The following is a 24,057-nucleotide window of genomic DNA, read 5'->3' on the forward strand; positions in this document are numbered from 1 at the left end:
GGGATACATTGTATCGCAAAGAGTGGCGGCGGCGGGATGAATGCAGCGCTGCAGGCCACCGGTTCCGCCGGGAATCAAGAACCTGGAGGTCCAGGTGAGCAGGCGGGCGCGGCCTAGACCGCCGTTTCAATCCCTGGTCGAGGCAGCATGAACCTTCCGGAGACGGATACAGGCGGCACCCCTACCGGCTGGACAACCGCTTCCACTCCTGATTGGCAAAACATGGTCTCGGTCGTCATCGTCAACTTCAACGCCGGGCATTTCCTGGCGACAGCCATCGATTCGGTGCTGACGGAGGCGGACGAGGTACGGGTCGTGGACAACGCCTCCTCCGATACCAGCCTGGAATTCTGCATGCGGCGCTTTCCCGGAGAGCCCAAGCTCGGCATCATCCGCAATCCGGGCAACCTGGGATTCGCCGCCGCCTGCAACATCGGTATCCAGCAGACGACGGGCGCGTATGTGCTGTTCCTCAATCCGGACTGTATCGTGGCTGCGGGCACCCTTTCCCGCCTGCTCCAGGTGCTGGAATCGAGCCCGGACGCCGGCATGGCGGGTGGGCTGCTGCTCAATCCGGATGGCACCGAGCAGGCTGGCGGGCGTCGCGCAGTGCCGACTCCGTGGCGGTCGTTCGTCCGCGCCTTCGGGCTGTACCGTCTTGCCCGATACTGGCCCCGCCTGTTCTTCGATTTCCATTTGCACCGGCAGGCCCTGCCGGATCGTCCCGCCGAGGTGGAGGCGATTTCCGGCGCCCTCATGCTGGTGCGGCGAGCAGCGATCCGTGACGTCGGCCCATGGGATGAAGGCTATTTCCTGCACTGCGAGGATTCCGACTGGTGCATGCGTTTCCGGCAGCAGGGATGGAAAATACTTTTCGTACCGGACGCACCGGTAACGCACCACAAGGGAGCATGCAGCCAATCCCGTCCTCTGTTCGTCGAATGGCACAAGCACAAGGGAATGGTGCGCTACTACCGCAAATTCTTCCGGTGCCGCTATCCCGGTGCGCTGATGTGGCTCGTGGCATCGGGCGTCTGGCTGCGCTTCATCGCCGTGGCGATCCGCCATGCCATCCATCGGGTCGGCCGGGCGCTCGGGCCAGAGAAAACGCATGCCTGAGCCAGCAGCGCCTCGCGGGATCGCGGTTACCGGGGCAACCAGCGTCATTGGGCGCTTTCTTCTGCCCCGGCTGGCGCAAGCCGGTTATGAGGTACACGCCATCAGTCGCCAGCCCCGTACCCGCTCAGACATGCCGGAAGCCGGGGCGACCTGGCATGTGGCAGACATCGCCGATCCCGGCCAGCTGCCGCAGGTGGATGCCCGAATACTCATCCACCTGGCCCCGCTCTGGCTGCTGCCTCCGCTCCTGCCCATCCTTGGATCCCGCAAAATCGTGCGGATCATCGGCTTCGGTTCGACCAGCCTGTTCAGCAAGACCGCATCGGCCGATGGAAGCGAGCGCCAGCTGGCGGCGCGCCTGGGTCTTGCGGAAGAGACCATAGCCCGCACGAGCCACGATCTGGAGATACGCTGGACGGTGTTTCGTCCCACCCTGGTCTATGATGGCGTACACGACGGCAATGTCGCGATGATCCGCCGCTTCATCCGGCGCTACGGTTTCTTCCCGCTGCTGGGCAAGGCTCGCGGCCTGCGCCAGCCGGTGCACGCTGACGACCTTGCACAGGCCTGCCTCCAGGCGCTTGACCACCCCGCCACGTTTTGCAGGGCCTATAATCTGAGCGGCGGAGAAACCCTGGAATACCGCGCAATGGTGGAGAGAATAGCCGCGACGCCAGGCCGGCAGGCACATTTCATCAGGATACCGGTATGGCTGTTCCATGGAGGCATCCGGCTGGCCCGGATGCTTCCCGGGCAGCGGCACCTGTCGACGGAGATGGCGACGCGGATGAACGTCGATCTATGTTTCGACCATGCCGACGCGACCCGCGATTTCGGTTTTTCCCCACGCCCCTTCCTGCTCCAGCGCAACGACGGCGGAAACCGGCCCGCTCCGTCATCATGATACCCACGGACGTCAAATGGACATCCTTATTTCCGAAGATGAAATCCAGATCAGCGCAATTCGGGCGCAGGGCGCCGGCGGGCAGCACGTCAACAAGGTTTCCAGTGCCATCCATCTGCGTTTCGACATCGGCGCCTCCTCCCTGCCGGAACCGCATAAGGAACGGCTGCTGAAACTGGGCGATCAGCGCATCACCCGGGAAGGCGTCGTCGTCATCAAGGCGCAGCGCTATCGCAGCCAGGAAAAGAACCGCGAGGACGCCCTGCAACGGCTGTACGAGTTGGTCGACCGTGCAGCCCGGATACCTCGTCCGAGAAAACCCACGCGGCCTACCCCCAGCTCGCAGGCCAAAATGCTGGATGAAAAAATGCAACACGGGCGGCTGAAAGCCGCGAGGAAAAAACTACCGCCGGATTTCGAATCGTGACGTGGAGCGGCTTGCACCCGGGCGGCTGCGCGCGGTCCAAAAAATGGGCTTTCGCCCTCCACTTCACCGCTTACCCGGATGATTCCGGCGACTGCGCCATCGCATCCGCCGGCGCCGCCGGCATGTCCCCGTCGGGCTTCGATATGCCCTGCTGCGGAGGAGAAGGATAGGTCACATCCTGGAAGATAATGGAAAAGACGGTTCCATTGCCGGTGACGCTGCTCACCCGCAGGCGTAATCTGTTGTTTTCCGCCACCGTCTTCACGATGGACAGCCCGATCCCGCTGGAAGTCCGATTATGGAGCGCGGCCCTGGGTGCGTAGAAGTACTCGTCGAAAATATGCGGCAAATCCTTCTCGCCGATTCCGATTCCATGATCGGTGACTGCCACCACGGCTGAGGATGGCACATCGTCGAGAATGGATGCGATCTCTATCGTTCCTCCATCGTAGGAATAGGCGATCGCGTTGGCGATGACGTTTTCGAACAGTATCTCGAGCTGGCTCCGCAGCCCTTCCGCGATAAAGTCTTCGATCTTGACCTTGATTCCGATATTCCTGGAATGGGCAATGGGCATGAGCTTGTCGGTACACTTGCGAATGGTGGCCTCGATACTCACGTGCTCGCGCGCATACCCGCTCCTGACCGCCGCCCTCAATCGCTCGAGCTTGAGAACATCCAGGATCAGGCTTGCCATACCGGAGGCGCGGTGATCGATTTTCAGCAGAACGTCTTCCATGTCGGTGGAGATCTCGCCGCAGTATCCGCCTTTCATGATATTGATCTTGCTTCGGATGGCGTCCAGCGGGGCCTTGAGCTGGTGCGTCATCAGCACTGCATAGCGGTCCTTCTCCATCTGGGCCCGACTGATCTGTTCGTAAGCCTCCAGAAGCTGATGCTCGCGCGTGCGCACGACGATCGCGAGCCGCGAAACCACATACCAGACGACGACGAACAGAACGTCCAGGGTAAACATCCACAAGAGGATGTCGATTTTATGGGGATGGGCGGCAAGCGTGCCGACCCCGATCGACACCGACTGCGGAACGAGAAAAAGCAGGGGTGTTTCTATGAAGAGAATGGCCGCGTACAGGCAGCAGACGAGGAGCGTCACGATCAGGCTTTCCGCCGCCGAGAAGAAAATGCATGACAGGGCGATGTGCAGCACGTAGAAGAACGGCGCAGGCGTCGCGATGCTGCCGACGAAGTGCACCACCACGGATAGGCATACAAGATCGACGATGATCTGAATCCAGATATTGATCGACGGCGAGTTGTATCTGGATCGAGGACAGAAATCCAGCGCGTAGATGCATGATGCATTCACCATGCAGAGGACCAGGGTGATGACGAACGACCATCCTTGCTGGGGAATGACGCCCGCTTCGGTCAGCTTGTCGGGAATGATGATCGCCGCGAGCTGGAACAGGATGAGAACTCCGATCACGCCCCACCGGAACACGATGAACCAGCGGGCATTGTTGATCAGGACTTCATCGCTCAGCTTGGTGCTGGTGATCCCGATCCGGGGAAGCGCAGGGCGATTCTCCGATGTACTCCAGGAGAATTCGGCGAGCGCCATGACCTCGGTCCCCGGCTAGATGCCTGGACTATCCGTATTTTCCAGGCGGCTGCGTATGATCGACAGGAGGCTGACCGGCTCGACCGGTTTTTCCACGATCAGGATCCATTCATCCGACAGGCCTGTAAAATATGGGCGAATCTCTTCCCCCAGAGAAGTCATGAATATCATGTGAAGGCGGGGCAGGCGCCTTCGAATCTCGACGAAAGCCTCCAGCCCCGCATCCATGGTTTCAACCATCACGTCGAGTATCGCCAGGGAGGGGAAATTGCGCTGATCCTTGAGCGACTCCAGGAAGTCACGCATCGTCTGGTAGCTGTCGACCTCGTATCTGTTGCTCTTCAGGATGCGCCTGACCGCATCCCGAATATCGGGATCGTCGTCGACATGCACGATCCGCGGCATCGCGCGACCCGGATCCATATGGCCCGAAGCGAATTGGGGGCCCGCCGGCACCGGCTCCGGCTCCGAGTGCCGAATGGGAATATGCATCTCGATCTCCTCCGTTTTATATTTGGACTTGGCACCATCACCCTACCCTTGCAGCGCCCATGGTAATGGGTGTCATGTAAATATTGCGTCAGGCGGAAATCAAGAATTTGTTAAGATCATGCTCTTCCGGCGGATGAGCCTGGGACGCCCGAGGCACCCGATGCCCTCCGGCACCGCCTCCGCACGCCGGCGCTACGCCAGGACGCGCACCAGCCAGCTTCCGATATCGGATATTTCATCCTCGCACACGGAATGCGCCATGGGGTATTCGTGCCACTCCACGGTACGACCCGATTCGAGCAGGCCCTGCCGGGCAGCCCGGCCTGCCGTGAGAGGCACCACATTATCCAGGGTTCCGTGCGCCATGAAGATCGGCACGCCGGCATCATCCGGCCGTGACACCCAGGTGGATGCCAGAGGTGCGACGGGCAGGTAGCACGACAGCGCCAGGATGCCCGCCAGGGGTTCGGGATAGTGCAAACCGACATGCAAGGCCAGGGCCCCTCCTTGGGAAAAACCTGCCAGGACGATTTTCCCCGGTTCGATTCCACGCTGCCTTTCGCGGCCGATCAGCGCCTCGACCGCCTGTTGCGACTCGCCCAGGCTCCCCGGCTCCACGCGAATCCCGGAGCCCGATTCGCCAACATCATAGTCGTGCCACGCTCGCATCACGAGGCCCCGATTGATGCTCACCGGCCTCATGGGCGCATGGGGAAAAACGAAGCGGATGGACATCCCCCGAGGAAGCGCGAGCCTGTTCACGATGGGAACGAAATCGTTGCCGTCTGCACCCAGGCCGTGCATCCAGATGACTGCACACGCGGACTTGGCACCGGTTTCGAGTTCGACGCAGGGAAGCGGTTCAGGGGACGGGAAGGGCATGCGCAGCGGATTCGGGTCAGGTACCCGGGAACATGGGTTGACTTAAGCCAGGGGCAGGATTAGATTCGCGCCTTGAATCATCCGTTATATCAGAATAATGGGGAGAAGATCATGAAGCGCAGGGATTTCATCAGGCTCGCGGGATTGGGCGGAATGGCCGCCTCATTATATCCGATTCCATCGATCGTATCCGCCCAGCAGGTCTTCCGGCCCAAAACGCACAGCTACCGCCTGACCTACAAGATCCACCTGCCCGACAAGGGAAAAAAAGCGCGCCTGTGGCTGCCGCTGCCCGATACCAACGATACGCCCCACCAGTTCTCCCAGGGCAGCGTATGGAGCGGCAATGCGAGCATCGCCCGGTTCGAGAGCATTCCGGGAACGACCGCCCCCATGTTCTACGCGGAATGGCGCAGCAGCGGGCCCCGCAACGTCGTGGTGAGCAGCGTGGTCAAGACGACCGACCGCATCGTCGAGCTGGATACCTACTCCGAACGCAATGCAGCCGCCATTCCATCGGAAGTGAAGCACTACCTGCGCACCACCCGCCATATCCCGCTGGATGGCATCGTGCGCAAGACCGCCCTCTCAATCCTGCAGGAAAGCCGAGCCGACACGTCCCTGAAGAAAGCGCGGGCGATATATGACTGGGTGGTGGAGAATGCTTCCTACGATTCGGGCATCCGCGGCTGCGGTCGAGGCGACGTCAAATCGATGCTGGAATCCGGCAACCTGGGCGGCAAGTGTGCCGACATCAACGCCTTGTTCGTAGGGTTGGCGCGAGCCGCGGGCATTCCCGCCCGTGACAACTATGGAATACGCATCGACGAGTCCGCGACGCACAAACCGCTCGGACGCTCGGGGGATGTATCCACCGCACAGCACTGCCGACCCGAGTTCTACCTCGCAGGCCTTGGCTGGGTGCCGGTGAATCCGGCGGACGTCCGCCAGCTGGCGCTGGACGAGGATCTGCCCGTCACCCATCCGCGCGTCGCGGCGCTGCGCGAAAAACTGTTCGGCACGTGGGAAATGAACTGGGTGGCATTCAACCACGGCCAGGACATCACCCTGGCAAAGGACACCCCACTGGGTGAGCTGCCGTTCTTCATGTATCCGCAGGCCGACGTGTCCGGACATATACAGGATAGCCTGGAGCCAGCCGAGTTCGTGTACCAGATCGTTTCATCGGAGCTAGTCGGCACCGGCGTCAAATTCTAGCGGCCTGGACGATCCATTGTCCTCATCCGTCGTATCCGCCTGCCGCGGCGATTCCGGAATGGTGTCACGCAACGCCTGAAACAGCGCGCGAAAGCTTTTCGGCGGCCCGCCCGCAAGGGCTTCCCTGCGCGTATTGCGCAGCAGCAGGTGCAGCTGTCGCACGTCGGCGCCCGGGCAGATCCGCACCAGCTCGGAAAGCGCCCCTTCGTCCTCGAGCAGGCGGGCGCGCCAGCGTTCCAGCAGATGCAGGCGGGCGGTCTCCCGCCGACCGGTGCCGCTCCACCGCTCCAGCTTTTCCAGGATGGGCGCGGCGTCGACGTCGCGCATCAGCCTGCCGATATACTGCATCTGCCGGCGGCGGGCGCCATGCTGATGCATCCGCCCGGCTTCCAGTATCGCCTCGGTGAGCCTCTCCGGCAGACACAACTCACGCAGCCGCCCATGATCGATCTGCACCAATCGCTCTCCGATATCCTGCAACGCATGCATGGCCTGCTTGCGGCGGGTCTTGCTGGGCCGCACATCCGTCTTTGGATCATTCGTCATATCTGCCACGCGCGGCCTGAAAATACCTCGAAAATATGCTCATCGAGCCTCGTTTCCATGAGTTGCTGGTAAAATCCAAGGGATTCAGTCACCATGAGGCATGGCCGTTCAGGTATCGAAAGCGGCATGGGATGCCGGGAAACCGGACACGGGACACCCGATTGTATCAGCCGCACACGCCGATGACGCGTCCAGATCAGGAGGCGCGTGCTGCATGACCGTTGAAAGCTGCTATCATGTCGCACCCAATGTTCAGCTATATATGCCCGCTGCCTGATTCACGATCTGATACGCCGCCAGCCCCATTCCCGTCCCGCCACTCTCATAGTCATGAACGACCATACGAAATCTTCAACGAATTTCTCCTATCCTTTCGTCGCGCTCCAGAATATCGCCCGCGACGTGCTGAACCATGCCAGAAAGGCGGGCGCCACGGCCTGCGAGACGGACGTTTCGGATGGCTTCGGCCAGACCGTCACGGTGCGGCGAGGCGAAGTGGAAACCATAGAATACAACCGGGACAAGGGTTTGTCGGTAACCGTCTATCTTGGTCACAAGCGCGGCCACGCGAGCACCTCGGATTTCTCGCCCCAAGCCGTGAGCGATACGGTGGCGGCCGCCCTCTCCATTGCCGGCCATACTGCCACCGATGAATGCTCCGGCCTGGCCGACGCCGACCTGCTGGCCCGGGAACTGCCCGATCTCGACCTGTTCTTTCCATGGGAGCTGCCGGTGGAACGGGCCATCGATCTCGCCCACAGTTGTGAGGTCGCAGCATTCGCAGTCGACAAGCGCATCATCAATTCGGAAGGCGCGAGCGTCTCGCTGAACGAATCGCAGTTCGTCTACGCCAACAGTCTCGGCTTCATGGGCGGGTACCCCTCTTCCCGCCACAGCATCAGTTGCGCGGTCATCGCCGGCCAGGACAACGCCATGCAACGCGACTACTGGTACAGCACGGTGCGCGACGCCAGCGAACTGGAACAGGCCGAAAGCATAGGCAGGAAGGCCGGGCAGCGCAGCATTGCGCGCCTGGGGGCGCGCAAGATCGCCACCTGCGAGGTACCGGTGCTGTTCGAGGCGCCGGTTGCCGCCAGCCTGATCGGGCATTTCGTCAGCGCGGTAAGCGGCGGAAACCTCTACCGGAAATCGTCCTTCCTGCTGGACAGCATCGGCAAGCAGGTATTTCCCCGCAGCGTGCAGCTCCGGGAAGCACCTCATCTGCGGAAAGGACTGGCAAGCACGGCTTTCGACGATGAAGGCGTCGCCACCCGGGAACGGAAGCTGGTGGAGAACGGCGTGGTCCAGGACTATTTCCTCGGCAGCTATTCCGCCCGCAAGCTGGGGCTGCGCACCACCGGCAATGCCGGGGGCAACCACAACCTGATCCTCGACAATGGCACCGCCCTGGAGTTCTCCGCCCTGCTCCAGACGATGGGCAAGGGTCTGCTGGTGACCGAATTGCTCGGCCAGGGCGTGAATGCCGTAACCGGCGACTATTCCCGCGGCGCGGCCGGTTATTGGGTGGAAGACGGGGAGATCCGCCATGCGGTCGAGGAAATCACCATCGCCGGCAACCTCGCGGACATGTTTCTCGGCATCGCCGCGGCGGGAAACGACATCATCATACGCGGATCCAAGCAATGCGGCTCGCTGCTGATCGACCGGATGACAGTGGCCGGCGGATAGGCGATCGCGCGAAACCGCATCTCCTGCAGCGCACGGCAGGCACGCCCTTGCGTGCGCGCCCCCGTTCCCACGCTGACCCGGATCGATGACAGGCCGATTGGAACTGCACCTGCTCGCCCCGTCCCTGTTCTGGCCGGATCCGTCCCTGGATGCGATCTACGATGACCTGCCGCTGCCCAACCTGGCGGGCCTGCTGGCCAAGAGCGCCCGCATCGAGGAAGCTGCGCAGCCGATCGAACCATGGCTGTGCCGCACCTTCCATGTCGAACGGCAGGAAGACTGGCCGGTTGCTCCTCTCACGCTGGAAATCGACAGTGCGGAAAGCATTGCGGCCGGAGACGACCGATGGATCCGGGCCGATCCGATACACCTGCGTATCGAGCAGAATCAGATCCTGCTGGCCGATAGCCATGTGTTCCAGATCTCCGCGGAAGAAGCGCAGCAGCTCACGGATTTTCTCAACCAGCATTTCGGGGAGGACGACCGGCCCATCGAACTGCTGCCGTTGCAGCCCGATCGCTGGTACCTGAACGCCACGGCGATGCCGCCGGCAAGCACGCATCTGCTGAGCGAAGCCATCAATCAGAACATGGCCGCCCGGCTGCCGTCCGGCACGGCCAGCCGACAGTGGCGAACGCTGCTCAATGAAATTCAGATGCTGCTACACGATCATCCGCTCAATCAATCCCGCGAGAGGCGCGGGGAGCCGGCGGTCAACGGCGTCTGGTTCTGGGGAGGCGGAACCTTACCGCGGCCCGCAACCAGTGCCTATACCCATGTCTGGAGCGATGACGTTCTTGCCCGCTCCCTGGCGCGGACAGCCCGCATCGATCACGCACCGCTGCCGGCGACGGCGGAACTGTGGCACCGTTCGGCCACATCAGGCAGCCATCTGGTGCTCCTCGATGCGCTGTACCGAAAATCGCGCTACGGCGATGCCTACGGCTGGCGTGAAGAGATGAAGGCGTTGGAACGGGACTGGTTTGAGCCCCTGCGCCTCCTGTCGCGACAGGGGAAGCTCGCCCGGCTCACGCTCACGGACATCGGTACCCGCGGTGCGGGGCGTTTTGTCCTGACGCACCGGGACTGGAAAAAGTTCTGGCACAGGATCAAACCCTTTTCCAGCTACCTGCCCAGATAGATTACCATCAAAAAAGATAGCCAGAGTATACTCTTGTCCTGGGAAGGAGCTAATCCAGCAGTCTTGTAAAGCAGTAACTGACAAATGGATAAATCCTTGCTATCATTCTCATTTTTATTGGTAAATAGCTATTTTGCGCTATCCAATCCGTATGCGCTGGATGTATAGTTGTGTCTCAGGTTCGAGAGAATCCACGCATGATAAATGGGTAGAGCCTGGGTACACCCGAGAATCGATGCAGCAAGCCACTGTGATATAAGCATATTTTGACAAATTGCCCTGACCGGCAACAGTTTCGACGGATTCCCAGGGCAGGCAGAATAATCATGAGAAATCATGAGAGGGAGTCATCATGACTGATATCAGCCTGTTCGAATCGCTGCTGAACTGCCAGACTGTCGAAGAGCTGCACGCCAACACCACAACCATCGCCAACCAGATGGGGTTCGAGCACTTCCTGTATGGAGTGCAGGTCAACACCTCGCTCACCCGGCCCTACCGATTCATTCTGAGCTGTTATCCGGAGGAGTGGCGCAAACGCTACGATGACGAGGGCTACGTCAATATCGACCCGACCGTACGGCACTGCATCCGCAGCACCATTCCCATCATCTGGAAAAACGAGCTCTTCAAGGGGCACAAGGAAATCAAGGTAAGAAACGAGGCCAGGGATTGCGGCCTGGTTACCGGCGCCAGCTTCGCCGTTCACGGCGGGCACGGCGAAACCGCGATGCTGAGCCTTGCCACCTCGCGCGAATCCCGTGAGGCCCAGAATGACATCATGGCAATGATGGGGCAGGGCCAGCTGCTGACCTGTTACCTGCACGAAGCCGTGCAACGCCTTGTTCTCAGCCGGGGGCCGCTTCCCCTCAGGCAGGTCAGCCTGACGGAACGGGAAAGGGAGTGCCTGCTGTGGGCGGCGGAAGGCAAGACAGGTTGGGAAATCGCCAATATCGTGAACATCTCGGAACGCACGGTGACCTTCCATCTCCAGAACGCGGCCCAGAAAATGGGCGTCGTCAACCGCCAGCAGGCCATCTCACGCGCCCTGTCCATGGGGCTCATCACCCCTTCCTATACGATCACCTGAATCGCCCGTCCTCTGCGGCAGTAAGGCGATGCACGTACCCTGGGGCTCCATCGCCAGCTCCGCCAGCACCGGCGCATGGTCGGAAGGCCGCTCCAGCCGGCGCGCCGCCTTGTCGATGGCGCAGGCGGTGCAAAGCTTTGCGAGATCGCCGCTCAACAGGATATGGTCGATGCGCAGGCCCATGTTGCGGCGGAAAGCCATCATGCGATAGTCCCACCACGTATAGGATTTCTCCGGCTGGTCGAACAGGCGAAAGCCATCCTGCAACCCCAGCCCCAGCATAGAGCCAAATGCCGCGCGCTCAGGCTCACTGAACAGCACCTGCCCTTCCCACGCCGCAGGATCGTATACGTCACGCGCTTCCGGCGCGATATTGAAGTCGCCCAGCAGCGCCAATCTGCCGCAATCGTCCAAGAGTCCGGCCACCCATTCGTGGAAGGCATCCAGCCACCTGAGCTTGTACTGGTATTTCTCGGACTCGATGTGCTCCCCATTGGGAACATAGGCGCAGACGATCCGCACATCTCCATACACTGCCGACAATACGCGCTTCTGGGGATCGTCGAATCCGGGCATGCCTGCGATCACGCCCGTACCGGGCTGCCTGCCGAGCAAGGCGACGCCATTGTAGGTCTTCTGGCCGGCGTAGATCGCGTGATATCCCGCCTCCGAGATTGCCGCAAGGGGAAAATGGTCATCCTGCAGCTTCGTTTCCTGCAGGCACAGTACATCCGGCTGATGCGCCGCAAGCCAGTCCAGCACCTGCGGCAGCCGGACTTTCAGGGAATTGACATTCCAGGTGGCGATTCTCATGCGCGTCCGGCTCGAAGCCGCCCGAGGGAAGGACCGGTATTTTCGCACGCAACCGATGCCCCCTCAAGAAGCGGAGACGGAGCCAGCCCCCAGGGGGCCGACATGGCGGGGGTACCGTGTGTTATGATGAAAAAAGGATGTGCATGGCGCACACCGCCCATGAAAGGAAGCTGATGTCTCCCCGACCCTTTCCCTGCCGTACGCCAGCCTGCTCGTGCTTGCCCCCGGTGTCCGGCGCATCCGGTCCCCGCCGGGTCGCGATATATCCATCCGACCGATTCAAGAAATCCGCTTGCCACTTTCCTATTCCGAATTTCGCGGAAATGACGGATTTCAGGACGAAAACGCCTCATCCCGTTCGATCGCCCGGCCTGCATGCATTTCTATAACCTGGCAAACAGACAGAGGTAGCGCCACGATGACTGCTCCCCCTCACTCGGAATTCGGCACGGAAGACTGGAAGAAATTGCTGCGATCGATCGGCGAGGATCCTGAACGCCAGGGCCTGTCCGAAACGCCTTCCCGAGTCATGCGTGCCTGGGCGCACTGGACGCGCGGCTACAGGCAGGATCCGGCCACGATCCTCAAGACCTTCTCCGATGGCGGGGAATGCTACGACGAACTGATCGTGGTCAGGCAGATACCGGTATATTCCCACTGCGAGCACCATCTCGCGCCCTTCTTCGGCCATGCGACCATCGGCTATCTCCCCAACGGCCACATCGTCGGGCTGTCGAAGCTGACGCGGCTGGTCAACTGCTTCGCCGCACGGCTCCAGGTGCAGGAGCGCCTCACGCAGCAGATCGCCCAATCCCTCCTCGAACACCTGCAGCCCAAGGCTGTAGGTGTCATCATCCGGTGTCGCCACATGTGCATGGAATCCCGCGGCATCGCCGTCGCGGGCGAGGAAACGGTCACCTCCGCAATGCTCGGGGACCTGAAGACGAACGCCGCGCAACGGGCGGAATTCCTGGCCCTGGCGGAATAGCCGCCTTCCGGGCCGCGAGCCGTATGATGCCCGCGCTGGAAATCGCTGGGGGTTCCACGCCAGCTTGGTAGCGGCGAGATGCGGTATCGACGTCGCTTGCGGTTCGATATTCCGGTTGGACTTGATATTGCTATGCCACCACTTACTGGATGGACCAATGGTCCGCGGGAATTGCCCATGCGCACCCCGGTGTAGACACGGCCGCCGGGGGCCCGCCGCCGCGATAGGACAGTGAATGACTCACACCCACGCCTAAACGCCCGGGATATCCGTATCCGCTCCAGGAATGCCTCCCTGGAGCCTGGCGCACCGCGCGATACGTGTTATGCGGCGCCGGAATATCCCGACGAAAGAGCCGGATGAGTCGAACCGCCCCGGCGGCGGGTACGCAGCGCACCCAGGATACCGGCCAGGCCGGCCAGCATCATCAGCGCGGCCGACGGTTCCGGCACGGGCGAAATAGTGACGCGGTAGGCGAGGAACGTCGTATCGATGTCGACGCCGGCATCGTAGGCTTCGCCGGCCTGGAAGCCCTGGGTAGTCATGAAATCGTTATCGTTGGCAATGATGAGGAAGTAGTCGTTCGGATGCTCGGGATCAAGCGCCGAAACCAGCGCCAGCCCTTCCCATTTCTCCGACAGGTTGTCGAACCCCGGAATATTGCCGTTCGCCAGTCCGAAGCGGTTCAACTGGCTGTTGTCGTTGACGTCCAGGAACGGCGCGTACAGCGCCGGAATGATTTGCGGGTCGAGCACCCCGCCTGGAGCAACCGTGCCTTCGTAGCTCTGGCCGAGGATGTTGGTGGCATCGCTGATGTCGATCACGTCCACGCGGCGCAGGAAGGATTGCTCCGTACCGACAGCGAAGCCGTTGCTGTCGCGGGGAAGAATCAGCAACTGGGAATCCGACAGCGCATGAATCTCGCTTTGCGCGGCGACCAGCGTCTGCCCGTTCTGGGTGAACTTGGGAAGCTGAACCACGTATTCACCGGTCAGGGTGATGTCGTCGGGATTGCTCAGGTCATAGGTGAACAGGCGGGTATTGTCCCGTGTGGCAGCGGTTCCGCCAGTCCCGCCGTCCTGGCGGGTGGCGCTCTGCAGCCCCACGAAAAGTGTCTTGCCGTCCGGCGAGATGGAAAGGCCCTCGAAGCCCTGGTTGTTCTGCCGGCCGAACGACGGATTGGCCGGGACCGGCGCGGGCTGGCCGGCGGCGGGGTTGTTGGAGCTGTAGTCCGTGACGCCGTTGCGGATCGGCCGTACCGATTCCGCCACCGGCAGCGCGCCGAGGAACTGGCCGTCCGCGGAGAAACGATAGATTGACGGCCCGTACTCGTCGCTGATCAGGCGCGAACCGTCGGACAGCTTGACCACGCCTTCGGCATCGAGTGCAAGCTTGCCGTTGTACGCCTGCGGGAGCTCGGGCAGAAGCCCGGTCGCGGCCCTTGCCCCGCCGGCCGCGAGCCCACCGGGCACTGGATCGAGGCCGCTGATGTCCAGCTTTCCGCCCCCGGGCAATGCCTCGTAGAGCTTGGTGGCCTGGGTGAGCGTGAGCTGGATCTGATTCTGCGGGAGGCCGCTGGCGCCCACGGGCGCCGGGGTGAAGCTCACCGCCAGCTGGTTCAGCCGCGCGGTGTAGTCGATCGTCCCGACGGCGTTGTATCCACGATCGGGCGTGGTATAGAAGATGCCGGAGTACGTGTCGCCGGACCGCGTCCAGGCGGAGGTGTCCGCGAACAATCCGGAGACCGAGCCGAAGGTCTCGCCGTGCTCGTCCACAAGATTGGCCGGTAGCCGGCCGACACCCACCAGCCCCTGCAACTCGAACGTCGTGCCGTTGACCGTGAGCGGGGCCGCATGGAGCGGAAGCGTGGCGACGGTCGTCGCGGTGAACAATACCGCTGCGGCGATGCGCGGCAACGATGACATGGCGTGCTTCATGACTCCTCCCTTTCGATGGTCGATGATTTGTGAGTTTTGGTTTTTTGGGCGTACCGCTATCGGATGGTAGTCGGGTCACATGTCATATAGATGACGCCGGACCTGATCCATGAGGAATATCCTGGAGACACATGGAGTAACGCCGGTATGCGGACTGCCGGAAAGGCGGCATGCCGGTTTGCCCTGGAATGATCAGGTGGAGGAAGCAGGCGTGACGGTACCCGCCCTGCCGGAAGCCGACGCCTGCCGCTCCCGGTGGATGATCGGAAGGATGCCTGTGCCTAGGAAGGCGGCGTGAGAGCCGCCTGCGCGCTACGCAGCATCTCGGCCGCGTGCCTGCGCGTGATCTCCGTGATCCGTTCGCCGCCCAGCATGCGGGCGATTTCCTCGACCCGCTCCTGTTCGCCGAGCACGGTGACATGGCTCGATACCGCTGCGCCGGGATCGACCGACTTGGCAACCCGCCACTGGTTGTCGCCCGCCGCCGCGACCTGCGCCAGATGGGTGACGCACATGACCTGGCGCTCGACCCCCAGGCGCTTCAGCAGCCCGCCCACCATCTCCGCCACGCGGCCGCCGATGCCGGCGTCCACCTCGTCGAATACGAGGGTGGGCACGGATCCGAGCTTGCTGGTGACGACCTGGATCGCCAGGCTGATCCTCGACAGTTCGCCCCCGGAAGCGACCTTTGCCAGGGGCCGCAGTGGCAGTCCCCGGTGGGCCGAGACCTGGAATTCGACTTGCTCCATGCCGTTCGCTCCTGCCTGCTCCAGCGGAACGAGGGCCACGGCAAACTCTCCGCCCGCCATGGCCAGATCCTGCATCGCGGCGGTCACCTTGTGGCCAAGCGCCGTGGCCGCCGTCTTTCTCGCCTCGCTCAGCCTGCCCGCCAGGGCGAGGTAGTGTTGATGGGCCTGTGCCTCTTCCTGCGCCAGGGCCGTACCGTCGCCCTCCGACCCCAGCTGCGCCAGCTGCGCGGATGTCGCCGCCAGCAGATCCGCCAATTCCGCGGGCGCAATGCGGTATTTCCTGGCAACGGCATGGACCGCGGACAATCGTTCCTCCATGTGCTGCAGGGTTTGCGGGTCGAAATCGAGCCGCTGCGGATAGCGCTCCAGTTCGTATACGCTTTCCTGCAGCTGGATGCGCGCCGATTCCAGCAGATCCAGTATGGGCTCCAGGGCGGCGTCCCGCTCCTGCAGGCCACTCAGGCGCGAAACGACGGACGCTACCTGCGCGAGGGCGGCCTGCTCTCCTTCGGACAAGAGGTCGAGCGCCATCTGTGCGCCTTCCAGCAGGCTGCCGGCATGCGTCTGGCGTTCGTGGTCGGTTTGTAGCGCCAGCCATTCCTCAAGGGAGAAATGCAGCGCGGCGAGTTCATCCCGCTGCCACTCCAGCTGCTCTCGCTCCTGCGCGGATGCCGTCCGGTTGCGCTCCCAATCCAGGCGCCGCTGCCGGGCCGCCGACCAGCGGCGATAGGCGTCGCCGGTGCTTCGTGACAGATCACCGCTGCCCGAGAAGGCGTCCACCAGTTCGCGCTGCGCATCGCCGCGCAGCAGGGATTGATGGGCATGTTGGCCATGGATGTCCACCAGCAGTTCGCCCGCCGCGCGCAACTGCTGCACGGTGGCCGGCCGGCCGTTGATGAAGCCGCGCGAGCGCCCGCCGCGATCCATGACCCGCCGCATCAGACACGTGTCGCCCTCGTCGCCCTCGCCTTCGAACCCGTTGCAGCGCAGCCACTCTCCCGCTTCCGGCAGCGCGCCGATGTCGAACTCCGCGCTGATTTCGGCGCGATCGCAGCCCTCGCGCACTTCTCCGGTGTCACCCCGTTCCCCCAGGACCAGGGACAGCGCATCGATCAGGATCGATTTTCCGGCGCCGGTCTCGCCGGTCAATGCAGTGAAACCGGGAGCGAACTCCAGCTCCATGCAATCCACGATCACGAAATCCCGTATGGACAGGAATCTCAGCATGGCGGACGATTCATGCCGGTTTTCTCGGCAAGCCGCTCCAGCCTAGCTTCTCGCGCAGCATGCGATAATAGCTGTGGTCGGCGGCGTGCAGCAGCGTCGCCTCGTATGGAGAGCGGCGCACCATGACTTTGTCATGTGCCTGCAGGTCGAAGTGAAAATGGCTGTCGGCATGCACGCGCGCCACCGGGGTATGGTGCATGAGGATCTCGACGACGGCGCCCGGCTCCACCACGATGGAGCGGTTGCTGAGCGTGTGCGGGCTCACCGGCACCAGGGCGACCAGGTCGAGCCCGGGATGCAGGATCGGGCCGCCGGCCGACAACGCATAGGCGGTGGAGCCCGTAGGCGTGGCGACGATCAGGCCATCGGCGCGCAGCGAATAGACGTACTCGCCGTCGATGCGCACTTCGAGTTCGATCATGTTGCCGCTGACCCCCCGGTTCACCGCCACGTCGTTCAGGGCCAGGGAATCGAATATGCCGACAGAGTTTCGCGCGACTTCGACGTGCAGCAGCATGCGCCGTTCCGCGACATAGCCGCCATCCAGCATGGGGCCGAGCGCCTCGGTCATGGAATCGATCGAGAGATCGGTCAGGAATCCCAGCCTGCCCTGATTGATGCCGACCAGCGGTACATCAAAGGGAGCAAGCTTGCGCGCGATGTTGAGCATGGTGCCGTCCCCTCCCAGCACGATGGCAAGATCCGCGCGGGCGCCGATCTCCTCCAGTGTCGCGACGGCATGGGGCTTTGTCGAGATGCTGGCGGCAGTCAGGGATTCCAGCAGGACTTCAACACCCCGACTCTTCAGATACTGTCCCAGATGGAACAAGGGAACGGCGATGTCCGGATTCTTGTGCTTGCCGATTACCGCGACCGTCTTGAACGGAAAACTCATGACTACACTTGAAATGGAGAGCCTGGAAGCCGTTCCTGTCGAAACCGGCCGTGCGCCGGAAGCGTAACGGATACCTCATGTAGCAGCATTTCCGGATTAAACCACATCGTGCGTGTGCTGACAAAGCATTCCCTGCCGCTCCTGTTCCGGGGATGCCCCGGAACAGTTTCACCGGTTTCGTGTCGAACAGTATTGCAGGGCACCGGTCGCGAAGGACGGTGGATGTGCACGGCTCACTGCCCACTGCTGCAAACCGTATCCTGGTGTAGAATGCCCGTAAATTCGATGATCGGCCGATCCCCGGATGACGGGACCTGGGATGCGCACCCTGCCGGATTGCACGGCATGGCCCAAGTTGACGACAACATGCTCAACCAAAGAGAAAAAATTCTGCTCAAGACGCTGGTCGAACGGTACATCAGCGATGGCCAGCCGGTAGGATCACGCGCGCTCTCCAGGTTTTCGGGCCTCGACCTCAGCCCTGCCACGATACGCAACGTGATGGCCGACCTGGAGGAAATGGGTTTCGTCGCCAGCCCCCATACTTCCGCCGGGCGGGTGCCGACCCATCGCGGCTACCGCTTCTTCGTCGATACCCTGCTGGTGGTCAAACCCCTCGACGTCATCGAGATCAGCCAGCTCGAGGACCAGTTGCACCCGGACCACCCGTCGCGGCTGATCAACTCCGCCTCGCAGTTGCTGTCGGAACTGACCCGCTTCGCCGGAATGGTGGTGACACCCAAGCGCAGCAGCGGCGTCTTCCGCTACATTGAATTCCTGGCCTTGTCGGAAAAGCGCATCCTGCTCATCCTCGTCACCCCGGACGACGACGTCCAGAACCGCGTGCTGCTGGCCGACAGGCCCTACAGCCAGGCGGAACTGGTCGAGGCCGCCAACTTCATCAACCAGAACTATGCCGGATGCACCTTCGATGAAATCCGCGTGCGCATCCAGAGCGAACTGAAGCAGTTGCGCCACGACATGGCCCATCTCATGGCTGCAGCCATCGCGCTGGGCAGCGAGGCAGCCCAGGAAAACAGCGAGGCGCTGGTCGTGGCGGGCGAGCGCCGCCTGCTGGATGTGCAGGATCTCTCCGGCAACATGACGAGCCTGAAGAAGCTGTTCGATTTGTTCGAGCGCAAGACCGTGCTGCTGCAACTGCTGGAATTCAGCCGCAAGGCGGAGGGCGTGCAGATCTTCATCGGCGACGAATCCGGCGTGCTGACGCTGGATGAGTGCAGCGTGGTGACCGCGCCCTACGAGGTGGATGGAAAGGTCGTGGGCACCGTGGGTGTGGTCGGACCCACGCGCATGGCCTACGAACGCGTCATTCCCATCGTGGATGCCACCGCCCGGCTGCTTTCCAGTGCATTGTCGCACCACTAGGGCCTGTTAACACTCATTTCATGCTCGCGACGGTGACGAATTTCAGTTGGAACGAGGCGCGAGCCGTGCAGCAGAGTAAGCTCTGCAAGCGACGAGTAACGATGGGCCGGGTGAAATTCCGTCCCGTCCCTCCGGGTTGCGCACGAAAAAGCACGGGTGCAGCGTTGCAAAGCTTGGCCATAGGCCGGCTATGCCCTGCGCTTTGCGCCTTGCCGTCGCGCTTTTTCGCGTAGCAACGCGACCACGAAACAAGTGTTAGCAGGCCCTAGCAGACGCGGATTGAACCAGCAGGCCGGATCCGCCCATCCGCAGGGCGTACGGGATGCCGAGAGCGGGACGGGCGTGCTGCTGGTCAACCTCGGCACACCGGAAGCGCCTACCGCCCAGGCACTTCGGCCCTACCTCAGGCAGTTCCTGAGCAACCCGCGCGTCGTGGAGATTCCGTCGTGGATATGGTGGCCGATCCTGAATGGCGCCATCCTTCCCACGCGCCCCGCAAAATCGGCGGAGAAGTACGCCCAGATCTGGATGCCGGAGGGCTCTCCCCTGAAGGTGCACACCGAGCGCCAGACCCGGCTGCTGCGCGACGCCATGGCCGCACGCACGCCTTTCCCGCCGATCATAGAATATGCCATGAGCATTGGGAGCCCGTCCATCGCGCAGATCCTGGAAAGCATGCTGCGGCAGGGCTGCGACCGCATCCTGGTTGTGCCGCTCTACCCCCAGTATGCCGCCAGCAGCACCGCCGCGATCTTCGATGCCGTCTTTGGATATCTGGGCGGACTGCGCGACGTTCCGGCCCTGCGCACGGTGAGGCACTACCCCGATCATCCGGGCTACATCGCGGCACTGGCGCAAAACGTGCGCGACCACTGGGCCGAGAGCGGCCGGCCCGACAAGCTGCTGATCAGCTTTCATGGAATTCCCCGTGCCGCGGTGGACAAGGGCGATCCCTATCCCGAAGACTGCCGGATCACGGGCTGCCTGCTGGCCCGGGCGCTGGAACTCGGAGAGGACGACTACCTGATCTCCTTCCAGTCACGCTTCGGGCGTGCGGAGTGGCTGACGCCCTACACCGCCGCCACGCTGGAGCAGCTGGGACGGCAGGGCGTGCGGCGCGTGGACGTGGTCTGTCCCGGCTTCGTTTCCGACTGTCTCGAGACCCTGGAGGAAATCGCCATGGAAGGCCGGGATATCTTCCTCCGCGCAGGCGGCCAAGCGTACCATCCCATCCCCTGCCTGAATGAGCGCCATGACTGGATACAGGTGCTGGCGGACATTGTCTGCACCCATCTGCAAGGATGGGAAGCGGCGAAGGTCGAAAGGAAGAATTAGACCCGGGGCCCTCCTCAGGCATCCTGCCCGCTGCCACCGAGACGGCTGCGGACGAACTGGACGATGGCGGGCAGGACGGAGACGACGACGATCCCCAGAATGAAGAAGGTCAGGTTGTTCTTCACTACCGGCACGTTGCCGAAGAAATAGCCGCCGAACACGAAGAAGCTGATCCAGAAAACCCCGCCGAAGGCGCTGTACGCCACGAAACGCGGATAGGCCATGCGGCCGACGCCGGCGACGAAGGGGGCGAAGGTGCGCACGATCGGCAGGAAGCGCGCAAAGATGATGGTCTTGCCGCCGTGCTTTTCATAGAACCGGTGGGTCTTCTCCAGGTGAGCACGGTTCAGCAGGCGCGATTCCGCGCGACTGAAGATTCGCGGGCCGAAATAACGTCCGATCCAGTAGTTCGTGTTGTCGCCGCAGAATGCAGCCAGCATGAGCAGGGCCGCCAGCCACTGCACCTCCATGGCGCCGCTCGCCGCGATCGCACCGGCCACGAACAGCAGCGAATCCCCTGGCAGGAAGGGCATCACCACCAGTCCCGTTTCGCAGAAGACGATCAGGAACAGGATGAGGTAAACCCAGTTTCCATAGTTCTGCACCAGCCAGATGAGGTGCTGATCCAGATGCAGGACGATATCGACGAGGGTGGCGAGAAGTTCCAAAACACACGTACCAGGCAGGGATGCGACACGGATGACGTACGGCCCGGAGCCCGGACTACCGGGACTGCTGCATCAGGGGAGCGCTTCCGTCTCGTCCTTCTTCTTTTCGGGCTTGACGATGTCCTCGCGCGAGACTCCCAGCAGCATGAGCAGCGGACTTGCCACCAGGACCGAGGAGTAGATGCCGAACAGGATCCCGATGGCGAGCGCCAGGGCGAAATAGTGCAGCGCCTCGCCGCCGAACAGCAGCATGGATATTACCACCATTTCGGTGCTGCCATGGGTGATGATGGTGCGTGACATGGTGCGGGTGATCGCATTGTCGATGACCTGCGTGACCGGTGCCTTGCGCATCTTGCGAAAATTCTCCCGTATCCGGTCGAACACCACCACCGACTCGTTGACCGAATAGCCCAGTACCGCCAGGATGGCGGCCAGTACGGTCAGGGAGAATTCCCACTGGAAAAAAGCGAAGAAGCCCAGGATGATCACCACGTCGTGCAGGTTGGCGACGATGCCCGAAACGCCGAACTTCCACTCGAACCGCACCGCCAGGTAGGCCACGATGCCGAAGCACACGATCATCAGCGCCAGGGCGCCATTCTCGACCAGTTCCTTGCCCACCTGCGGACCGACGAACTCCACCCGGCGCATCTCCGCTGCCGGATCATCCCGGCGCAGGGCCTCGATCACCGTTTCGGACAGTTGCGCGCTGGATATGTCCGGCCTCGCGGGCAGCCGGATCAGCACATCCCGCGACGTGCCGAAATTCTGCACGCTGACGTCCGGCATCCCGAGCCCGACGAGGACGCCCCGCACGCGGTCGACGTCCACCGACTGGGTATATCCCACCTCCATCACCGTGCCTCCGGTGAAGTCCACGCCCAGGTTCAGGCCTCGGGTGATCAGGAAGAACACCGCCACAAGAAACGTCACCAACGAGATGGCGGTGGTGTACTTTCCCCAGCTCATGAAGGGAATGTCGCGCTTGATCCTGAAGAATTCCATCCGGCTCCGGTCTCCCGATCAACTCATCTTTTTTTCATGCGCTTGCTGCGCATCGGCCTCAGCGGCCATCGCTTGCAGGCTTCCACACCTGCCCGATGGAAACGCCATCCAATTTGCGGCGCCTGCCGTAGGTCAGGTTGACCACGCTGCGTGAAACCATCACCGCGCTGAAGATCGAGGTCAGGATCCCCAGGCACAGCACCACGGCGAATCCCTTGATGGGCCCGGTTCCAAAGGCGAACAGGGCGATGCCGGCGATCAGGGTGGTGATGTTCGAATCAACGATCGTGCCGAACGCGCGCTCGTAGCCGGCATTGATCGCGGCCTGCGGCGACATGCCATTGCGCAGTTCGTCGCGGATGCGCTCGTTGATCAGCACATTGGCGTCGATCGCCATGCCGATGGTCAGCGCGATCGCGGCCATCCCCGGCAGGGTCAGGGTCGCCTGCAGGATGGAGAGCAGGCCGATCAGGAGCAGCAGGTTCACGCCCAGCGCGATGACGGAGATGACGCCGAACAGCATGTAGTAGACCATCATGAACAGGGCGATGCCCAGGAATCCGAAGAGGGTGGAATTGAAGCCGCGCGCGATGTTGTCCGCGCCCAGGCTGGGGCCTACCGTGCGCTCCTCGATGATGTCCATGGGCGCCGCCAGCGCCCCCGCACGCAGCAGCAGGGCCACATCGCGCGCTTCCTCGCTGCTCATGCGGCCGCTGATCTGGACTCGTCCGCCGCCGATCTCCTCCCGGATCACCGGCGCCGTGATGACTTCGGTCTGGTTCTTCTCGACCAGCAGAATGGCCATGCGCCGGCCGACGTTGTCGCGCGTGAGCTGCTTGAAGATGCGCGCGCCGTTGCTGTCCAGGTTGAGATGCACCGCCGGCTGGTTGTTGCTGTCGAAGCCGGGCTGCGCGTCGTTGATGCGATCCCCCGTCAGCACCACCTGCTTCTTCACCAGCAGCGGGCCGCCGCCCCGTTCGTTGTAGAGCTCGGTACCGAACGGCACGCGGCCGTTCAAAGCGGCGGCGAGGTCGCGCTCGTCATCCACCATGCGCACCTCCAGCGTCGCAGTGCGCCCCAGGATGTCCTTGGCCTTGGCGGTATCCTGCACCCCGGGCAACTGCACCACCACGCGATCCGCGCCGGCCTGCTGGATGATCGGCTCGGCCACGCCCAGTTCGTTGACGCGGTTGCGCAGGGTGGTGATGTTCTGCTGCACCGCGGTGTCCTGGATGCGCTTCTGTGCCTCCGGCCTGAGGGTGGCCGTCAGATGGAACTCATCCCTCACGCTGCGTTCGCGCAGGTCGAGATCGGCGTAGGCTTTCCTGATCTCATCCGCGGCCCGGGCCCGCAACTGGGCGTCGCGGAACTTCACGGTAATGAGCGCGGCGTCCTTGTCCAGGCCGATGTACTGGACCTTCTGCTCGCGCAGGGTGCTGCGGATGTCCGCGGCGAAACGGTCGAGCGCCTTCGAGAGAGCGCCGTGCATGTCCACCTGCAGCAGGAAGTGGACGCCGCCGCGCAGGTCGAGCCCCAGGTACATCGGCAACGCGCCGACGGTGGAAAGCCACTGGGGCGAATTCGGCAGCAGGTTCAGCGCCACCATGTAGCCGTTGCCCAGTTCCGACTGCAACGCATCCTTGGCCTTGATCTGGCTGTCGGTATCGGCGAAGCGCACCTTGACCCCGCCCGTCTCCAGGAAAAGGCCGGTATTGTTGAGTCCACTCTTCCGCAAGGTATCCTCGACCCGTTGCAGCAGCGCAGTATCAGCCTTGGCGGCGGTGCGCAGCGGGGAGACCTGCACGGCGGGCGATTCGCCGTAGAAATTCGGCAAGGTATAGAGCAGCCCGAGCAGCACCGCGACCGCGACGATCAGATACTTCCAGAGAGGATAGCGGTTCATGGTGAAATGGATACGGGAAAAGTGGAAAAGCGAAAAACGCGTGCCGCGCCGTCGGTGC

21 protein-coding genes are annotated in these 24,057 nt (G+C 62.5%); 10 read left to right on the top strand and 11 right to left on the bottom strand.

From position 1 onward, the window contains the following. Positions 1 to 147 precede the first annotated feature (147 nt). The 3 genes from BT108_RS04390 to arfB are packed head-to-tail and all read left to right on the top strand — an operon-like array spanning position 148 to position 2,450. Positions 148 to 1,119: a glycosyltransferase family 2 protein gene (locus BT108_RS04390; protein WP_255369614.1), complete on the top strand. Its 972-nt coding sequence runs from the start codon at positions 148 to 150 to the stop codon at positions 1,117 to 1,119. Next, the gene (locus tag BT108_RS04395; protein WP_072293338.1) at positions 1,112 to 2,023 is read left to right on the top strand and encodes an SDR family oxidoreductase; all 912 of its coding nucleotides are present in this window, start codon (positions 1,112 to 1,114) and stop codon (positions 2,021 to 2,023) included. The genes BT108_RS04390 and BT108_RS04395 overlap by 8 nt, the downstream gene beginning before the upstream one ends. Positions 2,024 to 2,039: 16 nt before the next feature. Then, the gene (gene arfB, locus BT108_RS04400) at positions 2,040 to 2,450 is read left to right on the top strand and encodes an alternative ribosome rescue aminoacyl-tRNA hydrolase ArfB (RefSeq protein ID WP_072293339.1); all 411 of its coding nucleotides are present in this window, start codon (positions 2,040 to 2,042) and stop codon (positions 2,448 to 2,450) included. A gap of 70 nt (positions 2,451 to 2,520) precedes the next feature. Here arfB and BT108_RS04405 read toward each other — a convergent pair whose 3' ends face one another. From BT108_RS04405 to BT108_RS04415, 3 genes are all read right to left on the bottom strand, one after another. Further along, a complete protein-coding gene (locus BT108_RS04405; RefSeq protein WP_083566207.1) occupies positions 2,521 to 4,032 on the bottom strand; it encodes a sensor histidine kinase in 1,512 nt (503 codons plus the stop codon). A gap of 15 nt (positions 4,033 to 4,047) precedes the next feature. Then, positions 4,048 to 4,524, bottom strand: a complete 477-nt coding sequence (locus BT108_RS04410) for a response regulator transcription factor (protein ID WP_072293340.1) — start codon at positions 4,522 to 4,524, stop codon at positions 4,048 to 4,050. Between the two features lie 192 nt (positions 4,525 to 4,716). Then, entirely contained in the window at positions 4,717 to 5,406 is a 690-nt protein-coding gene (locus tag BT108_RS04415; protein WP_072293341.1) for an alpha/beta hydrolase, read from the bottom strand. A gap of 111 nt (positions 5,407 to 5,517) precedes the next feature. Here BT108_RS04415 and BT108_RS04420 point away from each other — a divergent pair, with 111 nt between their 5' ends. Beyond that, on the top strand, positions 5,518 to 6,624 hold the full coding sequence (locus BT108_RS04420) for a transglutaminase-like domain-containing protein (RefSeq protein WP_072293426.1): 1,107 nt from the start codon (positions 5,518 to 5,520) through the stop codon (positions 6,622 to 6,624). On the opposite strand, the gene yjgA is transcribed toward BT108_RS04420, so the two are convergent. Then, entirely contained in the window at positions 6,598 to 7,170 is a 573-nt protein-coding gene (yjgA, locus tag BT108_RS04425; protein ID WP_072293342.1) for a ribosome biogenesis factor YjgA, read from the bottom strand. The two genes, BT108_RS04420 and yjgA, sit on opposite strands and share 27 nt — an antisense overlap. A 330-nt stretch (positions 7,171 to 7,500) precedes the next feature. Here yjgA and pmbA point away from each other — a divergent pair, with 330 nt between their 5' ends. The 3 genes from pmbA to BT108_RS04440 all read left to right on the top strand — a co-directional run bounded on the left by pmbA (position 7,501) and on the right by BT108_RS04440 (position 11,090). Continuing rightward, on the top strand, positions 7,501 to 8,859 hold the full coding sequence (gene pmbA / locus BT108_RS04430) for a metalloprotease PmbA (RefSeq protein WP_072293343.1): 1,359 nt from the start codon (positions 7,501 to 7,503) through the stop codon (positions 8,857 to 8,859). Between the two features lie 85 nt (positions 8,860 to 8,944). Then, complete coding sequence (locus BT108_RS04435; RefSeq protein WP_143142395.1) at positions 8,945 to 10,000, top strand: phosphoglycerate mutase; 1,056 nt, start codon at positions 8,945 to 8,947, stop codon at positions 9,998 to 10,000. A gap of 352 nt (positions 10,001 to 10,352) precedes the next feature. Next, positions 10,353 to 11,090: a LuxR family transcriptional regulator gene (locus BT108_RS04440; RefSeq protein ID WP_072293345.1), complete on the top strand. Its 738-nt coding sequence runs from the start codon at positions 10,353 to 10,355 to the stop codon at positions 11,088 to 11,090. On the opposite strand, the gene xth is transcribed toward BT108_RS04440, so the two are convergent. After that, positions 11,040 to 11,903 (bottom strand): exodeoxyribonuclease III, encoded by an 864-nt coding sequence (gene xth / locus BT108_RS04445; RefSeq protein WP_083566208.1) that lies wholly within the window; start codon positions 11,901 to 11,903, stop codon positions 11,040 to 11,042. The two genes, BT108_RS04440 and xth, sit on opposite strands and share 51 nt — an antisense overlap. Before the next feature lie 418 nt (positions 11,904 to 12,321). Between xth and folE the strand changes: the two genes are divergently transcribed. Next, a complete protein-coding gene (gene folE, locus BT108_RS04450; protein WP_072293346.1) occupies positions 12,322 to 12,891 on the top strand; it encodes a GTP cyclohydrolase I FolE in 570 nt (189 codons plus the stop codon). Positions 12,892 to 13,214: 323 nt separating this feature from the next. On the opposite strand, the gene BT108_RS04455 is transcribed toward folE, so the two are convergent. The 3 genes from BT108_RS04455 to BT108_RS04465 all read right to left on the bottom strand — a co-directional run bounded on the left by BT108_RS04455 (position 13,215) and on the right by BT108_RS04465 (position 17,699). Then, a complete protein-coding gene (locus BT108_RS04455) occupies positions 13,215 to 14,828 on the bottom strand; it encodes an esterase-like activity of phytase family protein (protein WP_083566210.1) in 1,614 nt (537 codons plus the stop codon). A gap of 281 nt (positions 14,829 to 15,109) precedes the next feature. Then, positions 15,110 to 16,804 (bottom strand): DNA repair protein RecN, encoded by a 1,695-nt coding sequence (gene recN / locus BT108_RS04460; protein WP_072293348.1) that lies wholly within the window; start codon positions 16,802 to 16,804, stop codon positions 15,110 to 15,112. A gap of 10 nt (positions 16,805 to 16,814) precedes the next feature. After that, on the bottom strand, positions 16,815 to 17,699 hold the full coding sequence (locus tag BT108_RS04465) for an NAD kinase (protein ID WP_072293349.1): 885 nt from the start codon (positions 17,697 to 17,699) through the stop codon (positions 16,815 to 16,817). A gap of 366 nt (positions 17,700 to 18,065) precedes the next feature. Here BT108_RS04465 and hrcA point away from each other — a divergent pair, with 366 nt between their 5' ends. Together hrcA and hemH are read left to right on the top strand one after the other, a co-directional pair. Next, positions 18,066 to 19,085: a heat-inducible transcriptional repressor HrcA gene (hrcA, locus tag BT108_RS04470; RefSeq protein ID WP_072293427.1), complete on the top strand. Its 1,020-nt coding sequence runs from the start codon at positions 18,066 to 18,068 to the stop codon at positions 19,083 to 19,085. A gap of 279 nt (positions 19,086 to 19,364) precedes the next feature. After that, positions 19,365 to 20,420 carry a ferrochelatase gene (gene hemH, locus BT108_RS04475; protein ID WP_072293350.1) on the top strand — a complete coding sequence of 352 codons (1,056 nt, stop codon included), beginning with the start codon at positions 19,365 to 19,367 and terminating at the stop codon, positions 20,418 to 20,420. A 14-nt stretch (positions 20,421 to 20,434) separates the two neighbouring features. Here hemH and BT108_RS04480 read toward each other — a convergent pair whose 3' ends face one another. The 3 genes from BT108_RS04480 to secD form a co-directional block, all read right to left on the bottom strand. Next, on the bottom strand, positions 20,435 to 21,088 hold the full coding sequence (locus BT108_RS04480; protein WP_072293351.1) for a DedA family protein: 654 nt from the start codon (positions 21,086 to 21,088) through the stop codon (positions 20,435 to 20,437). 72 nt (positions 21,089 to 21,160) lie between these two features. Further along, entirely contained in the window at positions 21,161 to 22,096 is a 936-nt protein-coding gene (secF, locus tag BT108_RS04485) for a protein translocase subunit SecF (RefSeq protein ID WP_072293352.1), read from the bottom strand. A 58-nt stretch (positions 22,097 to 22,154) separates the two neighbouring features. Beyond that, positions 22,155 to 23,999 carry a protein translocase subunit SecD gene (gene secD, locus BT108_RS04490; protein WP_072293353.1) on the bottom strand — a complete coding sequence of 615 codons (1,845 nt, stop codon included), beginning with the start codon at positions 23,997 to 23,999 and terminating at the stop codon, positions 22,155 to 22,157. Positions 24,000 to 24,057 lie beyond the last annotated feature (58 nt).

Source organism: Nitrosovibrio sp. Nv17 (genome assembly GCF_900119085.1).
Taxonomy (GTDB): Bacteria; Pseudomonadota; Gammaproteobacteria; order Burkholderiales; family Nitrosomonadaceae; genus Nitrosospira.

Excerpts from the sequence above, each read along its gene's own strand:
- arfB (WP_072293339.1), top strand. The coding sequence starts at position 2,040 with ATGGACATCCTTATTTCCGAAGATGAAATCCAGATCAGCGCAATTCGG.
- xth (WP_083566208.1), bottom strand. The coding sequence starts at position 11,903 with ATGAGAATCGCCACCTGGAATGTCAATTCCCTGAAAGTCCGGCTGCCG.
- pmbA (WP_072293343.1), top strand. The coding sequence starts at position 7,501 with ATGAACGACCATACGAAATCTTCAACGAATTTCTCCTATCCTTTCGTC.
- hrcA (WP_072293427.1), top strand. The coding sequence starts at position 18,066 with ATGCTCAACCAAAGAGAAAAAATTCTGCTCAAGACGCTGGTCGAACGG.
- folE (WP_072293346.1), top strand. The coding sequence starts at position 12,322 with ATGACTGCTCCCCCTCACTCGGAATTCGGCACGGAAGACTGGAAGAAA.
- secD (WP_072293353.1), bottom strand. The coding sequence starts at position 23,999 with ATGAACCGCTATCCTCTCTGGAAGTATCTGATCGTCGCGGTCGCGGTG.
- BT108_RS04410 (WP_072293340.1), bottom strand. The coding sequence starts at position 4,524 with ATGCATATTCCCATTCGGCACTCGGAGCCGGAGCCGGTGCCGGCGGGC.
- yjgA (WP_072293342.1), bottom strand. The coding sequence starts at position 7,170 with ATGACGAATGATCCAAAGACGGATGTGCGGCCCAGCAAGACCCGCCGC.
- BT108_RS04435 (WP_143142395.1), top strand. The coding sequence starts at position 8,945 with ATGACAGGCCGATTGGAACTGCACCTGCTCGCCCCGTCCCTGTTCTGG.
- BT108_RS04465 (WP_072293349.1), bottom strand. The coding sequence starts at position 17,699 with ATGAGTTTTCCGTTCAAGACGGTCGCGGTAATCGGCAAGCACAAGAAT.
- recN (WP_072293348.1), bottom strand. The coding sequence starts at position 16,804 with ATGCTGAGATTCCTGTCCATACGGGATTTCGTGATCGTGGATTGCATG.
- BT108_RS04440 (WP_072293345.1), top strand. The coding sequence starts at position 10,353 with ATGACTGATATCAGCCTGTTCGAATCGCTGCTGAACTGCCAGACTGTC.
- BT108_RS04455 (WP_083566210.1), bottom strand. The coding sequence starts at position 14,828 with ATGAAGCACGCCATGTCATCGTTGCCGCGCATCGCCGCAGCGGTATTG.
- secF (WP_072293352.1), bottom strand. The coding sequence starts at position 22,096 with ATGGAATTCTTCAGGATCAAGCGCGACATTCCCTTCATGAGCTGGGGA.
- BT108_RS04390 (WP_255369614.1), top strand. The coding sequence starts at position 148 with ATGAACCTTCCGGAGACGGATACAGGCGGCACCCCTACCGGCTGGACA.
- BT108_RS04395 (WP_072293338.1), top strand. The coding sequence starts at position 1,112 with ATGCCTGAGCCAGCAGCGCCTCGCGGGATCGCGGTTACCGGGGCAACC.
- BT108_RS04420 (WP_072293426.1), top strand. The coding sequence starts at position 5,518 with ATGAAGCGCAGGGATTTCATCAGGCTCGCGGGATTGGGCGGAATGGCC.
- BT108_RS04405 (WP_083566207.1), bottom strand. The coding sequence starts at position 4,032 with ATGGCGCTCGCCGAATTCTCCTGGAGTACATCGGAGAATCGCCCTGCG.
- BT108_RS04415 (WP_072293341.1), bottom strand. The coding sequence starts at position 5,406 with ATGCCCTTCCCGTCCCCTGAACCGCTTCCCTGCGTCGAACTCGAAACC.